We start from the raw sequence: 14,166 nt of genomic DNA, 5'->3' as shown, positions 1-14,166 counted from the left end.
CGCAGCGTCGATGGATCAGTTCCGCTCCTACGCGGCCCGCGGCGAGGGGGGCGTGGACGGGGACCTCGGGGGCGTGCGCGGCCAGGGCCGCGCGCAGGGCGGAGGTGTCCCGGCCCAGGAGCACCACCGCGCGGAGCCGGTGGGCGTGCGCGGCCACCAGCTCGTGATAGGTCACGCCCTTGGGCAGGCCGCCGGCCAGCCACACCACGGAGCTGAACGCCGCCAGCGACGCGTCCGCGGCGTGGGGGTTCGTCGCCTTGGAGTCGTTGACCCACATGACGTCGCGTGAGGTGGCCACGAGCTGGATGCGGTGCTCTCCGCGGTCGTAGGAGCGCAGGCCCTCGGCCACGGCCGCGGGGCTCACCCCGACGGCCCGGGTCAGCGCCGCCGCGGCGGCCGCGTTGGCCACGGTGTGGCGCGGCGCCACCGGGCCCAGGTCGGCGCGCTCGGCCAGGGCGATCGCCTCGTGGCGCCGGTTGTCCAGGAACGCACGGTCCACGAGGATCCCGTCCACGACGCCGATGTCGGACAGGCCCGGGGTGTCCGTGGTGAAGCCGATCGCGCGGCAGCCCTCCTGGACGTCCGCGCGCTCCACGAGGGTGCGGGTCAGCGGGTCCTGCTCGTTGAACACGCAGGCCACCCGCGTGTTCGCATACACCTTGCCCTTGGCGGCGGCGTACTCCTCCATCGAGCCGTGCCAGTCCACGTGGTCCTCGGCCAGGTTCAGCACCGCAGACGACGCCGGGGCCAGGCCGTGCGTCCAGTGCAGCTGGAAGCTGGAGAGCTCGAGGGCGAGCACGTCGAAGCCCTGCGGGTCGCGGATCGCGTCGAGCACGGGGGTGCCGACGTTGCCGCAGGCCACCGCCCGGCGCCCGTCGGCCCGCAGGATGGCCTCGACCATCGTCACGGTCGTCGTCTTGCCGTTCGTGCCCGTCAGGCACACCCAGTCGGCGGTCTTCCGGCCGGCGCGCTCGCGCAGCCGCCAGGCGAGTTCGACGTCGGACCAGATCGGCAGGCCCGCCGCGTGGGCGGCCATCAGCAGCGGCTGGTCCGGCCGCCAGCCCGGGGAGGTCACGACGAGGTCCGCGGCGGCGCCGTCGACCTCGGGCAGCGCCTGCGTGGCCGCCCGGTCCAGCAGGACCTCGCGGACCCCCACGATCCGCAGGGTCTCGGCGCGCGCCCGGTTCTCCGGCCCGTCATCGCCTTCCACCACCACGACGGCGGCGCCCAGCTCGGCCAGGGTGTCGGCCACGGAGAAGCCGGTGAGGCCCAGGCCCGTGACGACGACACGCAGGCCGGCCCACCCCGGAGCGTCCCAGGACGTGAGGTCGGCGGTGCGGGCGGTGTCGGCGCGGGGCCGGCGCACCGGTGCGGGCGCGGCGTCGGACGCGGGGCCGGTCACGGGGTCACCCCCGCGAGGCCGCCCTGGCGGATGAGCCAGTCGCCGTAGAAGATCGCGAGCCCCACGGTGACGCACATCAGGGACAGCAGCCAGAAGCGGACCACGACGGTCACCTCGGCCCAGCCCTTGAGCTCGAAGTGGTGCTGCAGCGGCGCCATGAGGAACACGCGCTTGCCGCCGGAGACCTTGAACCAGCCCACCTGGATGATGACGGAGAGGGTGATCGCGACCATGAGGCCGGCCAGCACGGCCACCAGGATCTCGGTGCGCGTGAAGATCGCGAAGCCGGCCAGGGCGCCGCCCAGGCCCAGGGAGCCGGTGTCCCCCATGAAGATCTTGGCCGGGGAGGTGTTCCACCAGAGGAAGCCCAGCAGGCTGCCCGTGAGGATCGCCGCGAGCAGGGCGAGGTCCATGGGGTCGCGGACCTCGTAGCAGCCGCGGGTGCCCTCGAGCGCGCAGGACTGGCTCGACTGGAAGAGCGATATCAGGACGTAGGCGCCCGTGATCATGGCGGTGGCGCCCGTGGCGAGCCCGTCGAGGCCATCCGTGAGGTTCACGGCGTTCGTGGTGGCGGTGGTGATGAGGTTCGACCAGATCACGAACAGGATGACGCCGATCGCGGGTCCGGCGAAGGCCAGGTCGAGCCACGGGATGTCCCGGGCGAAGGAGATCGCCGTCGAGGCGGGGGTCAGGCCCCGCTCGTCCGGGAAGTTCAGGGCGAGGACCGCGAAGGCGGTGCCGATCAGGGCCTGGAGGATGATCTTGCCGCGCGGCGTCAGGCCGAGCGAGCGCTGCTTCGTGATCTTCGTGAAGTCGTCCACGAAACCGACGAAGGCCATGCCCACCGTGAGCAGCAGCAGGATCAGGCCGGAGGCCGTGGGCCCGCCGAAGTCGACGCCGAACACCGCGAGCAGCCCGTGGGTGATCAGGTACGCCAGCACCAGGGAGCCGATGATGACCGCGCCGCCCATCGTGGGCGTGCCGCGCTTGGTCTTGTGGGTGGTCGGGCCGTCGTCGCGGACGAACTGGCCGTATCCGCGCTTGACGAGGAACCTGATGAACAGCGGGGTGCCGACGGCCGAGAGGACCAGGCCGAGCACGCCGCCGATGAGCAGTCCGATCACGGTCGGGACTCCTTCGGGGAGGCGGAGGGGGCGGCGACGGCGTCGGCCGTGGCGAGGCGCTCGCCGAGGGCCGCGAGCCCGACGCCGTTGGAGGACTTGACGAGGACGAGGTCGCCGGGGCGCAGGTGCTCGGCGAGGAACGCCTCGGCCTGCGCGGCGTCGTCGACGAAGTGCGCCTCCTCGCCCCAGCTGCCCTCGTTGAGGGCGCCGATGTAGAGCGGCCGGGCTCCGGCGCCCACCACCAGCAGCTGGGCGATGTTCAGGCGCACCACGGACTCGCCCACGAGGGTGTGCTCACGGACGCGGGCATCGCCGAGCTCGAGCATCTCCCCCAGGACGGCCCAGGTGCGGCGGCCGCTGGAGCGGCCGAGGGTGGCCAGCGTCCGCAGCGCGGCGCGCATGGACTCGGGGTTGGCGTTGTACGCGTCGTTGATGATCGTGACGCCGTCCGCGCGGTCGGTGCGCTCCATCCGGAAGCGGCTGGCGGGCCCGAGCCCGTCGAGACCACGGGCGATCTCGGCCGGGTCCATGCCGGCGGCGTGGGCGGCCGCGGCGGCGGCCAGCACGTTGTGCACGTGGTGCAGGCCGGTCAGTCCGGAGGCGACCGGATGCCGCACGGCGGCCTCATCCGTCCCGACCTGCAGGTCGAAGACGGGGCGCTCCTGGTCGTCGGCTCGCACGTCCCGTGCGGCGACGAGTCCCGACGCGCGGCCGGCGGCCACGTCCTCGGCCGCGCGGGCGACGCCCCGCTCGTCCGCGGTGAACCAGGTGATCGGGGCGGCGGTCCGTGCCGCCATGCCGGCGACACGCTCGTCGTCGAGGTTGAGGACGGCGACGCCCTCGGGGCCGAGGGCCTCCACGAGCTCGCCCTTGGTGCGCGCGATGTTCGCCACGCCGCCGAAGCTGCCCGCATGGGCGGTGCCCACCATGAGCACGACGCCGATGTCCGGGCGCACGATGTCGCAGAGGTACGCGATGTTGCCGACGTGGTCCGCGCCCATCTCGACCACGAGGAAGCGCGTGTCCAGCTCCGCCCGGAACACCGTGAGCGGCACGCCGACCTCGCCGTTGTACGAGCCGACCGGTGCGACGGTGGGGCCCTGGGTGGCCAGCAGGGCAGCGAGCAGGTCCTTGGTGGTGGTCTTGCCGGCCGAGCCGGTGATGCCGATGACGGTGGTCGGGGAGTGCCCCCGGACGCGGCGCACGACCTCCCGGGCGAGCGCGCCCATCGCGAGCACGGCGTCCTCGACGATGATCGCCGGGTGCGCGGCGCCGTCGGGGGCGTGCGTGGCGCGCTCGGCGAGCACGGCGGCGGCGCCGGCACCCAGCGCGGCGTCGATGAAGTCGTGGCCGTCGGCGCGCTCCCCCGGCTTCGCCACGTAGAGCGTGCCCTCGGCGGTGACCTCCCGCGAGTCGGGGGTGACGTGCACCAGCACGGTGGCGGGGTCGAGGGTGGCCGAGAGCGTGCCGGACACGGCCTCGGCGATCTGGGCTGCGGTGAGAGCGATCATGACTCGATGACCTTACCCTCGCGGGCGGGGCCGGAGCCCGAGGCGGAGGCCGCCGCGACACGGGCGGCCAGGGCCTCGCGCAGGGCCACCCGGTCGTCCAGCGGGACGAGCTCGCCGTCGTAGTCCATCGTGGTCTCGTGCCCGCGGCCGGCCAGGAGGATGCCGTCCTGCGGCCCCGCCAGCTCCACGGCGCGGCGGATGGCCGTGGCACGGTCGGCCACCTCCTCGATCACGACCGTGCGGCCCTCCTCCCGCGCGATGCGGTCGGCCTCGGCGCGGGCGCCGGCGAGGATGTGGGCGCGGATCGGGGCCGGGTCCTCCGAGTGGGGGGTGTCGTCGGTGACGATCAGCACATCCGCCGCCCGGGCCGCGATCGCGCCCATCACGGGCCGCTTGTCACGGTCACGGTCGCCGGCGGAGCCGAACACGATCAGGGTGCGGCCGCGCGTCCCGGCCGCCGCCCGGGCGTCGGCGAGGGAGCGCAGCGCCTGGACCATGCCGTCCGGGTTGTGCGCGAAGTCGACGACGGCGTCCGGCTCGCGGCCCACGACCTCCATCCGCCCCGGGACGGCGGCAGCCAGAGGGCCCTCCCCCGCGGGCACGTCCAGGACCGCGGCGAGCGCGTCCAGGTGCTCCTCCCCCACGGCGTGCAGCACGAGCAGAACCGCGAGGGCCGCGTTGGCCACGTTGAAGCGGCCCGGCAGACCGACGGAGGCCCGCAGCTCCCGGCCCGTGGCCGCGTGGCGCAGCGTGAAGCGGTGGCCGAGGCCGTCCGGCGCGAGCTCGGCGACCTCCCAGTCCGCCCGGAGGCCGGGGTCGTGTTCGGCCAGGGCGCCCGGCGTCGGCGCGGCCGGCCCGAGGGCGAGCGTGGTGACGGGAGCGCCGGCGGCCCGGGCCATGGCGACGCCCCAGCGGGGCCCCTCGCCGCCGTCGAGCGTGATGACGGCGTGGTCGGTGCGAGCGGGGTCGAACAGACCGGCCTTGGCCGCGAAGTACTCCTGCATCGAGCCGTGCATGTCCAGGTGGTCCTGGGTCAGGTTGGTGAACCCGGCCACCGCGTAGCGCAGGCCGGCGATCCGCTGGTACGCCACGGCGTGGGAGGAGACCTCCATGACGGCGGTGTCCACCTCCTCCTCGCGCATGAGCGCCATGAGGGCGTGCAGCTGGGTGGCCTCGGGCGTGGTGAGCGTGGAGGGGACCTCCCGCTCCCCCGCGCGGATCAGGATCGTGCCCACGATGCCCGACCGGCGCCCCAGGGCCTCGAGCAGGGCGGCGGCGAGGAAGCTCGTGGTGGTCTTGCCGTTGGTGCCGGTCACGCCGAGCAGGCGCGGGCCGGTGTCGCCCCCGCCGCCGTAGACGCGGGCCGCCACGGTGCCGGCGGCGGTGCGCACGGCGTCGACCTCGAGCACCGGGACGTCGGCCAGGCCCTGCTCCGCCAGGAGCGCGCGGCCCGCCGCGTCCGTCAGGACGCCGACGGCGCCGGCCTCCAGCGCCGTGGCCGCGAACGCCGCGCCGTGGGCGCGCGCCCCCGGAACGGCGACGTAGAGGTCGCCCGGGCGCACGACACGCGAGTCGAGGCTGACCCCCGTGACGCCGTCGGCCGGGGCCGCGCCGTGGACGTGGGCCGCGATCCCCGCCTCGGCCAGCGCCTGTGCGAGGGCGGGCCAGGCCGCGGCGGGGGTGTGGGAGGGCCGGAAGGCGGCGTCCTGCTGGGCCGGGGTCAGCTGCGCAGGGGGGTCGCTCGGAGTGGTCATGGGGGTGCTCCTGGGGTGCTCGGGGCCGGAGGCGTGGGTCACCACGGCCGGTCCTGCGGATCGTCCACGAAGACGCGGTAGTCGTTCGGCTCGGCTCCGGTGGCGGGCACGTCCGCCTGGCGGAGCATGTACTCCATGATCGTGGCGGCCGCGACGGACACGTCTCGGGAGCCCTGCTTCGACGGCGGCCGATGCATGGACACGGACACCACGAAGCGGGGGTCGTCGAGCGGGGCGACGGCGGTGAAGCCGAGGTTGTAGCCGTCGTACGTGCCGGTGTCGCTCGCGGCCTCGGCGGTGGAGGACTTGCCGCCCACGCGATACCCGGGGATCGCGGCGGCCTTGCTGGTGCCCTGCGTCACGACGGTCTCCATCATGCGGAGCATCTGCGCCGCCGTCTCCTCGGAGACCACGCGGTGGGGCTCCGCGGACGACTCCCAGCGCTTCTCCGCGCCGTCGCCGTCCACCGTGGCGTCGATCAGCCGGGCCGGGATCAGCACGCCGCCGTTGGCGAGGGCCTGGTACATCTGGGCGGTGTGCAGGGTGGTCTGGGTGTAGCCCTGGCCGAAGGCCGTGGTCAGGCGCTGGCGGCCGTCCCACTGTTCGGGCGGGACGAGGACGCTGCCCGCCTGCTGCGGCAGGCCGAGGTCGATGGGCTGGCCGACCCCGAAGGAGCGCATGTACTCGTAGCGCTGCTCGTCCGTGATCTTCTCGGCGATCTGCACCGTGCCCGTGTTGTAGGAGCGCGCGTAGATGCCTGCCACGGTCATGTCGAACGTCGGGTGCGGGGAGAAGTCCCGGATGGTCTGCCCGTCGAAGTCCTGGCTGCCGGGGACGGTGAAGCCGTCCGTGGCGGTGACCTTCCCGGCGTCGACGGCGGCCGCGATCGGCAGCGCCTTGCCCGTGGAGCCCGGCTCGTACGGGGTGCTCATCACGGTGGAGGTGCGGAAGTTCCCCTCGGTGGCGTCGGGGTCGGCGGGGTCCACCGTGGTGGAGTCCGCCATGACGATCACGTCGCCCGTCTTCACGTCCATCACGACGGCGTTCGCCCACTCCGCCTCGTACTCGGCGGCGAGGGCGCCGAGGGTCTCCTGCGCGAACCACTGGGCGTCCTTGTCCACGGTCAGGCGCAGGTCGGCGCCGTCCACGGCCGGAACCTCCTCGAGCGGGGCGTTGGGGATGCGGATGCCGTCTGCGCCCACCTCGAACGTGCGGGTGCCCGGGGTGCCGGTCATGACGTCGTCCTGGCTGAGCTCGAGGCCCTCGAGGGCGGTGCCGTCGCCACCCATGAAGCCGATGATGCTGCCGGCGACCGACCCGTTCGGGTAGGTGCGGCGGTCCACCGCCTCGGAGAGCAGGCCCGGCACGTTGAGGGCCATGGCCGCATCCCGCACCTCCGGGGTCACGGAGCGACGCACCACGGCGTACGGGCGGGAGCCGATGGTGGCCTCGCGCACCTCCTCCTCCGACATGCCGAGCACCTCGGCCAGGCTGGCCAGGCGGGAGTCCACGTCCACCAGCACGGTCTCCCGGGCCTCGCGGTCCCATTCGTTGAAGTCCTTGACGAGGCGCTGGTCCACGACGATGTCGTAGCGGCGCACGCTGGCGGCCAGCACGTCGCCGTCGCGGTCCAGGATGGACCCGCGCTGCGGCAGGGTCTCCTGGTGTGTCAGGCGCTGGTCCATGGCCGCCGCGGCCTGCCCCGTGGGGTCGATGCCCTGCACGTAGACGAGCCGCAGTGCGAGCCCGCCGAGCAGGACGAAGACGAGCAGGAGAAGGATGCGGGTGCGCACGGCGGGGTGCCCGGGAGCGGGCCCGACCGTCGATCCGCCGCGGGGAAGGTGCGAGGCGGGACGGTCGATCAACGGTCGGCGGCGTCCTGGTCGGGGGCGGCGGAGGCGTCCTCGCCGCCGAGGGTGCGCGGTCCCTCGATCTCGTCCTGGCCGTCGCCGGCCGTCCCCTGGCGGACCGCGTCCGCGTCCGCCGGCGGCGCGACGTAGGTGGCGGAGATGTCGCCGTCCTGGGCCGCCTGGGCCTCGCCGCTGAACTGGCCCGTGCCCGCGTCCACGGAGGCGGTGCCGGCGGGGGCGACCATCCCGAGGGCGTCGGCGCGCGCGGCCAGGTTCTGCGGCGCCTCGAGGTGGCCCACCTGTTCGGCCAGCCGCTCATTGGTCTCGGTGACGGCCTGCTGCTCCTGGCGCAGGTCCAGGAGGGCGTACTGCCGGTTGGACATCGTGATGTTCATGACGAGCACCGCCGCGAGCGCGGCGAGCACCACGAGGACGCACAGCACGGTCACCCCGGAGCGGGATCGGGGCAGCGGGGCGGGCACCACCGAGAGCGGCGTGCGCTCCTGCGGAGTCGGCCGCGCAGGGGCGACGGGGGTCGACCCGGGGCGCAGCGACTCTGCGATCCGTGCGTGTGCGGCCATGCTCATCTCCTCGTGCAGCGTCATGCCGTGGTCCTGGACGTCCTGATCTTCTCAACCGCACGCACTCTCGCGGAGGAGGCGCGACGGTTCTCGGAGATTTCTTCTTCGGTGGGCTTCTCGGTGCCGCGGGTGAGCACCCGCACCACGGGTTCGTGCTCCTCCAGCACCACTGGGAACCCCGGGGGCGCCGTGGACGTGGCCCACGCGCTCAGGTGCCGCTTCGTGATGCGGTCTTCGAGGGAGTGGTAGCTCATCACCACGAGGCGCCCGCCCACGTGGAGGGCGTCGAGGATGGCGGGCACGGCGGCGTCGAGGATGTCGAGCTCCTCGTTCACGGCGATGCGCAGGGCCTGGAAGGTGCGCTTGGCCGGGTGCCCGCCGGTTGCCCCCGCGGCGACGGGGACGGCCGAGCGGATCACCTCGACGAGGCGGCCGGTGGTCTCGATGGGGGCCTCGTCGCGGGCCCGGACGATGGCCCGTGCGATGGGGCCGGCGAAGCGCTCCTCGCCGTCGCGACGGATGATGCGGCGCAGCTCCTGCTCGTCCAGCTCCGCCACGAGCGTCGCGGCGGAGCGCTCGGCGGTGTCGTCCATGCGCATGTCCAGCGGAGCGTCGTAGGAGTAGGCGAAGCCGCGCTCCCGGTCGTCCAGCTGGTAGGAGGACACACCGAGGTCGTAGAGCGCGGCGTCGACCTTCGTGACGCCCGCGGCGGCCATGGCCTCGGGCACCCGGTCGTAGGTGCCGTGGAAGGGGATCAGGCGCTCGGCGAGGGGGCCGAGGCGCTCGACGGCCATGGCCTGGGCGTGGACGTCGCGGTCGATGCCGATGACGCGCAGGTGGGGGAACCGGGTCAGCAGGGCCTCGGTGTGCCCGCCCATGCCCAGCGTGCCGTCGACGGCGACGGGCGTACGGCCGGCCTCGAGCGCGGCCTGGACGGCGGGGGCGAGGAGGTCGACGACGCGGTCCCGCATCACGGGCAGGTGGCGGTCCTCGGGGCGCGGCTGGCCTGCGTCCACTCTCGACCTCCTGCTCACATCGCGGTCCTGGCGGACCTCGGGCGGGATCCCCATCCGTCCGCCGCCGCGCCTGGCCCAGGGGAAGACGGGTCAGGTGCGGCGGCGTCGGCTGGAGGTCTCGCTCGAGGTCGGGTGGTCATGGTCAGAAGACGCCGGGCAGGACGTCCTCGTCGGTCTCGGAGAAGGCGGCTTCCTGCTCGGCGAGGTAGGTGTTCCAGGACTCCGAGTCCCAGATCTCCACTCGCGTCCCCGCGCCGATCACGGTCACGTCCCGGTCCAGCCCCGCGTACTGTCGCAGCGGCGCCGGCACGGTCACCCGACCCTGCTTGTCCGGGACCTCGTCCGACGCCCCCGAGAGGAAGACGCGGATGTAGTCACGGGCCTGGCGGGAGGACAGTGGAGCCGACCTCATCTGCTCGTGGACCCGCTCGAACTCACGAGCGCTGAACACGTAGATGCAGCGCTCCTGACCCCGGGTCAGGACCAGCCCCTCCGCCAGCTCCTCGCGGAACTTGGCGGGGAGGATCAGCCGGGACTTCTCGTCGAGCCGGGGGGTGTACGTGCCCAAGAACACGGCAGACCCCCTGGCTCGTCAAGCGGTCCCTCCCGACCAAGGTCGGGACCCATGCTCTCTCCTTCCCTCCACATTACCCCACTTCCCTCCACCATCAACCCCGGACGCGGGTCCCGGCGCCACGGGCGTGTCGAGGCCCCCCGAGTCCGGCGCGCCATCCCGCGGGTCCCGGGGCCGGCGTCGCCGTGGAGGGACGTGGAGGACCGGTGGGCCCCGGTGGAGGGCCGCGGCGACGACGGAGCCTCGGGCAGCGGAAAGGCCCCGATCCGGAGCGGATCGGGGCCTGGAGTGGAGGATAGTGGGGGCCCGGCGGGCCAGGCGCTCAGTCGCCTCCGGCGCGCCGCTCGTCCCAGCGCCGCTCGAGGCGGCCCATGAAGTCGCCGCCTCCCTGCCGTCGCGGTGCGCCCGACCGGCGGGCCTCCGGGCCCGAGGCCCCGGAGGCGACAGCGCGCGGCCGCGTGGTCAGCAGGAAGATGCCGGCCCCGATGACGACGACGCCGAGCACGCCCAGGAGGATCGCGTGGTTGGCGACCCCGAGGACCACGACGAGCAGCCCGACCACGGCGAGGACGGCCCCGGCCACGACGCGACCCACGGGCAGCCGATGCCGCCCCGTGTCCGCCATCTGGGTGGCCAGCCGGGGGTCCTCGGTGCGCAGCTGCTGCTCCAGCTGGTCCAGCATCCGCTGCTCATGCTCTGAGAGGGGCATGGCGACTCCTTCGAACGCGGCCTCCGACACCTCCGGGACCGGGAGGGGACGCCCGCGCGTCCGACTTGCCCTCCAGGATAGGACCTGCCGCCCCACCCTAGCCAGGTGGCGACGTCGCCGGCCCCGGAACCCCTCACTCCCGGTCCGGGCCTCCGGGGCCCGGCCGCGGCGCGTCCCGGCGGGCGTCGGCGCGGGCCTCGCGGCGACCCAGCAGCGACGCCGGCCGCACGGCCGCCGTCGGGAAGCGCCGGGCGACGGCGTCCAGGGCGGCCTCGGCACCGGCCCAGTCGCCCGCCTCCGACGCCTCGCCCTCCGTCCCCCAGGCGGGACCGCCGAAGAGCGCCTCCTGGGCCGGGGGCTGATCGGCCTCGTCCCCGAGGCGCTCGGCGCGCACGCCCACGAGCCGGACCGGATGCGGCCGTTCGGCGTGCAGCTCGCGGACGAGTCGCCGCGCCGGGCCGAGGAGGTCGTGGCCCGTGGCGGTCGGCCGGGCGAGGCGGGCGGTGCGGCTGCGGACCGACCCGTCCGGCGCCTTGAGGCGGACTGTGACCGCGCCGGCGGTGGCCTGCTCCGCACGCAGCCGGGCCGCGACCCGGTGGCACAGGCGCAGGACCTCCGGGTCGACGCCCGCGACGTCGACGGGGTCGACGTCGAAGGTGTGGTCCGCACCGATGCTGCGGGCCGCCGGGCGCGGGGCGACGGGACGCGGGTCGATGCCCCGGGCGAGCGACGCCCACTCCCGGCCGGCGGCCCCGAACGACGCCTCCAGTCGCGCGGGGTCCACCCGGGCGAGGTCGCCGATGGTCGCCACCCCCCGCCGGGCGAGCCGCTCGGCCGCCTTGGGGCCCACGCCCCACAGCCGGCCCACGGGCAGCGGATGGAGGAAGTCCAGGGTGCGCTCCGGCGGCACGATCAGCAGGCCGTCGGGCTTGGCCGCGGTGGACGCCGTCTTGGCCACGAACTTCACGGCCGAGCCGCCCACGGTGCACGGCAGCCCCAGCGCGGAGCGGACGCGCTCCCGGATCAGGTGGCCGATGTGCTCGGGCGGGCCGAGCCGACGGCGCGCGCCGGCGACGTCGAGGAACGCCTCGTCCACGCTGAGCTGCTCCATCACGGGGGTCACGTCCGCGAGCACGGCCATCACCTCGGCGGAGACGGCCCGGTAGAGCTGCTGGCGCGGCGGGATGACCACGAGGGGCGGGCACAGGGCGCGGGCGTGCGCCAGGGGCATCGCCGAGCGGACCCCGTAGGCCCGCGCCGCGTACGAGGCGGAGAGCACCACGGACCGGCCGCTCGGGGCGGCGACGGCGGCGGGACGCCCCTCGAGGTCGGGCCGTTCGCGCAGCTCGACGGACAGGAAGAACGCGTCCATGTCCACGTGGAGGATCGTCGCCTCATCGCGGGGTGCAGCGGGCGCGGTCTCGGACATGGACCGAGCCTATCCGGGACCGGCGATCCGTCGCGCGGCGCGGCTAGGGTGGGGCCATGCCCGCCGACGTCGCCGTCCCCCGCCCCCGTCCCGCCGACCAGGACCGCTTCCGCGCCGCCGTCGCCGACGCCCTCGACCGCCTGCTGGCGGAGCACCGGGACCTCGCCCGGGACGTCCACCCGCTGACCGCGCCCCTCGTGGACGCGATCGCGGACCTGACCGCGGGCGGCAAGCGCCTGCGCGCCGTCCTGGCCTGGCTCGGCTGGCGGGCGGCCGGTGGCGAGGCGGAGGACCCCCGCATCGCCGAGGCGGGGGCGGCGTTCGAGCTGTTCCAGGCCGCGGCGCTGATCCACGACGACATCCTGGACCGCTCGGACACCCGCCGCGGGATGCCCAGCGTGCACCGCCGCTTCGAGTCCCTCCACCGGGAGGCGGGCTGGCGGCACGCCGCGGAGCACTTCGGCGTCTCCGCCGCGATCCTCGCCGGCGACGTCGCGCTGGGGATGAGCGAGACGGCCTTCGCGCGCGTGCTCGCCGGCACGCCCCGGGAGGACCGGGCGCGGGTCGAGCTCGAGCGGATGCGCTTCGGCGTGATGGCGGGTCAGTACCTCGACGTGGTGGCCGAGATGGCCCCGGCGGCGCGCGACGCCCGCGAGGCCGAGGCGGCCGCCGAGGCGGTGGTGGAGCACAAGTCGGCGCGCTATTCGGCGGTGCACCCGCTCGCCCTCGGGGGGCTGCTGGCGGGGGCGGACGACGGGCTGGTGACCGCGTTCGCCCGGGTGTCGCTGCCGTTCGGCATGGCCTTCCAGTACCGGGACGACCTGCTCGGCGTGTTCGGCGACCCGGCGACCACGGGCAAGCCCGCGGGCGACGACCTGCGGGAGGGCAAGCAGACCGTGCTCATCGCCCGCGCCGTCGAGCTGCTCGCCCCGGACGAGGCCGCCGCGCTCGACGCGGACCTCGGCGACCCGGACCTCGGTGCGGACCGGGTGGCCCACTGGCAGGGCGTCCTCGAGGCGTGCGGCGCGCGCCGGGCCGTCGAAGAGCGGGTCGCGGCGCTCTCGCACGAGGCGGCCGGGGCCGTGGCGGGCCTGCTCGCGCACGGCGTCCCCGAGGACGTCAGCGCCGAGCTCACGCAGCTGATCGACGCCTACACGTCGCGCCGCCACTGAGCGGCACGGACCCCGCGGGCTAAGGCCGCCCGCGGGGCCGGCTCACCAGGCCAGGGCCTGGGCGCGACGCCGGATCTCGGTCTTCCGGCCGTCCCGGAGTGCGTCGATGGGCCGGCCGGGCAACGACTCGTCCTCGGTGAACAGCCAACGGAGGGCCTCCTCGTCGGAGAAGCCGGCGTCGGCCAGCAGCACGAGCGTGCCCTGCAGGGAGTCGAGCACGCCGGTCTCGGTGAGGAACAGGGCCGGCACGGACCGCACCGCGGGCTCGGGACGACGCACGGCCAGCAGGCGGCGATCATGCACGAGGTTGTGGACGCGGGTCACGCGCTGGTCGAGGTGCTCCGCCACGTCGGGCACGGAGAGCCACTCGCCCACGAGGGCGTCGAGCTCGGCGGGGATCGCGTCAGCGGGGACCGGGGTGTCGGAGGAAGTGGTGCTCACAGGCGCCAGCCTACGTGGCCGCCGACGGGCCCGGCCCATCGCGCCCCGGACGGCATAGATCTCAGTATGGTCACGAAGATCACATTCCGATAACATCGCCGAGGCTCCATGGCCGGGCGCCGACGTCGTCGGTCGACCGCGGGGGCCACGGGTCCCACCCGTCACTTCCCCGTCGTGTTCCATCCATCCGATCCGATGCCGAGGTCTGCCGTGCCCCACACCCCCGTCCGCTCCCGCTGCCTGCGCTCCGTCCTGACCGGCGGCGCGGTGCCCCTGCTGCTGCTCACCGGTCTGCCCGCCCAGGCCCACGCCCAGGAGGCGGCGGTGCACACCGTGCGCCCGGGCGACTCCCTCACCCGGATCTCGGCCGCCCGCGGCGTCTCCGTCGCCGACCTGCTGCGGTTCAACGGCCTGGGCCTGGAGACCGTGCTCTACCCGGGTGACGAGCTCCGCCTGACCGGCGCGGCGGCCCCGGCCCCGGCCGCGGGGACCTACACGGTGCAGCCGAACGACGGGTGGTGGGTCATCGCCCGCCGCACCGGCGTCTCCGCCGCGCAGCTGCAGCGGCTCAACGGCATGAGCGCGTCGAGCATGCTCCACCCG

13 protein-coding genes are annotated in these 14,166 nt (G+C 74.8%); 2 read left to right on the top strand and 11 right to left on the bottom strand.

Features of this window, described 5'->3' with window-relative positions; translation table 11 throughout:
- The 10 genes from murD to dinB all read right to left on the bottom strand — a co-directional run.
- The coding region (murD, locus tag QL983_RS06710) for a UDP-N-acetylmuramoyl-L-alanine--D-glutamate ligase (RefSeq protein ID WP_290151967.1) at positions 1-1,402 on the bottom strand (1,402 nt) is incomplete at its 3' end.
- Positions 1,399-2,526, bottom strand: a complete 1,128-nt coding sequence (gene mraY, locus QL983_RS06705; protein WP_129866948.1) for a phospho-N-acetylmuramoyl-pentapeptide-transferase — start codon at positions 2,524-2,526, stop codon at positions 1,399-1,401. The genes mraY and murD, both read right to left, overlap by 4 nt.
- A complete protein-coding gene (gene murF, locus QL983_RS06700) occupies positions 2,523-4,037 on the bottom strand; it encodes a UDP-N-acetylmuramoyl-tripeptide--D-alanyl-D-alanine ligase (protein WP_063189728.1) in 1,515 nt (504 codons plus the stop codon). Before murF ends, mraY begins: the two co-directional genes overlap by 4 nt.
- Positions 4,034-5,791 (bottom strand): UDP-N-acetylmuramoyl-L-alanyl-D-glutamate--2,6-diaminopimelate ligase, encoded by a 1,758-nt coding sequence (locus QL983_RS06695; protein WP_290151964.1) that lies wholly within the window; start codon positions 5,789-5,791, stop codon positions 4,034-4,036. Before QL983_RS06695 ends, murF begins: the two co-directional genes overlap by 4 nt.
- Positions 5,792-5,829: 38 nt before the next feature.
- Positions 5,830-7,584, bottom strand: coding sequence for a penicillin-binding protein 2 (locus tag QL983_RS06690; RefSeq protein ID WP_230594441.1), 1,755 nt, complete (start codon positions 7,582-7,584; stop codon positions 5,830-5,832).
- A 68-nt stretch (positions 7,585-7,652) separates the two neighbouring features.
- On the bottom strand, positions 7,653-8,222 hold the full coding sequence (locus QL983_RS06685) for a hypothetical protein (RefSeq protein ID WP_230297511.1): 570 nt from the start codon (positions 8,220-8,222) through the stop codon (positions 7,653-7,655).
- Between the two features lie 20 nt (positions 8,223-8,242).
- A complete protein-coding gene (rsmH, locus tag QL983_RS06680; protein WP_036314148.1) occupies positions 8,243-9,238 on the bottom strand; it encodes a 16S rRNA (cytosine(1402)-N(4))-methyltransferase RsmH in 996 nt (331 codons plus the stop codon).
- 142 nt (positions 9,239-9,380) lie between these two features.
- Positions 9,381-9,812, bottom strand: coding sequence for a division/cell wall cluster transcriptional repressor MraZ (mraZ, locus tag QL983_RS06675; protein WP_002854575.1), 432 nt, complete (start codon positions 9,810-9,812; stop codon positions 9,381-9,383).
- 322 nt (positions 9,813-10,134) lie between these two features.
- Positions 10,135-10,521: a DUF3040 domain-containing protein gene (locus QL983_RS06670; protein ID WP_012750919.1), complete on the bottom strand. Its 387-nt coding sequence runs from the start codon at positions 10,519-10,521 to the stop codon at positions 10,135-10,137.
- Between the two features lie 133 nt (positions 10,522-10,654).
- Positions 10,655-11,950 carry a DNA polymerase IV gene (gene dinB / locus QL983_RS06665; protein WP_063189731.1) on the bottom strand — a complete coding sequence of 432 codons (1,296 nt, stop codon included), beginning with the start codon at positions 11,948-11,950 and terminating at the stop codon, positions 10,655-10,657.
- A gap of 56 nt (positions 11,951-12,006) precedes the next feature.
- On the opposite strand from dinB, the gene QL983_RS06660 reads away from it, so the two are divergent.
- The gene (locus QL983_RS06660) at positions 12,007-13,122 is read left to right on the top strand and encodes a polyprenyl synthetase family protein (protein WP_063189733.1); all 1,116 of its coding nucleotides are present in this window, start codon (positions 12,007-12,009) and stop codon (positions 13,120-13,122) included.
- 42 nt (positions 13,123-13,164) lie between these two features.
- Here QL983_RS06660 and QL983_RS06655 read toward each other — a convergent pair whose 3' ends face one another.
- A complete protein-coding gene (locus QL983_RS06655) occupies positions 13,165-13,563 on the bottom strand; it encodes an Rv2175c family DNA-binding protein (RefSeq protein ID WP_044659490.1) in 399 nt (132 codons plus the stop codon).
- 210 nt (positions 13,564-13,773) lie between these two features.
- Between QL983_RS06655 and QL983_RS06650 the strand changes: the two genes are divergently transcribed.
- Positions 13,774-14,166, top strand: a 393-nt coding sequence (locus QL983_RS06650; protein WP_290151953.1) for a LysM peptidoglycan-binding domain-containing protein, incomplete at its 3' end; no start/stop codon positions are given.

Source organism: Micrococcus sp. APC 4021 (genome assembly GCF_030407635.1).
GTDB lineage: Bacteria > Actinomycetota > Actinomycetes > Actinomycetales > Micrococcaceae > Micrococcus > Micrococcus luteus.
Note: the sequence above shows the minus strand (reverse complement) of the source record. Positions and strands in the feature narration are given on the sequence as shown.

What these genes read in the sequence shown, in the direction of transcription:
- QL983_RS06685 (WP_230297511.1), bottom strand. Translation starts at nt 8,222, where the DNA reads ATGGCCGCACACGCACGGATCGCAGAGTCGCTGCGCCCCGGGTCGACC.
- murF (WP_063189728.1), bottom strand. Translation starts at nt 4,037, where the DNA reads ATGATCGCTCTCACCGCAGCCCAGATCGCCGAGGCCGTGTCCGGCACG.
- QL983_RS06670 (WP_012750919.1), bottom strand. Translation starts at nt 10,521, where the DNA reads ATGCCCCTCTCAGAGCATGAGCAGCGGATGCTGGACCAGCTGGAGCAG.
- dinB (WP_063189731.1), bottom strand. Translation starts at nt 11,950, where the DNA reads ATGTCCGAGACCGCGCCCGCTGCACCCCGCGATGAGGCGACGATCCTC.
- QL983_RS06695 (WP_290151964.1), bottom strand. Translation starts at nt 5,791, where the DNA reads ATGACCACTCCGAGCGACCCCCCTGCGCAGCTGACCCCGGCCCAGCAG.
- QL983_RS06660 (WP_063189733.1), top strand. Translation starts at nt 12,007, where the DNA reads ATGCCCGCCGACGTCGCCGTCCCCCGCCCCCGTCCCGCCGACCAGGAC.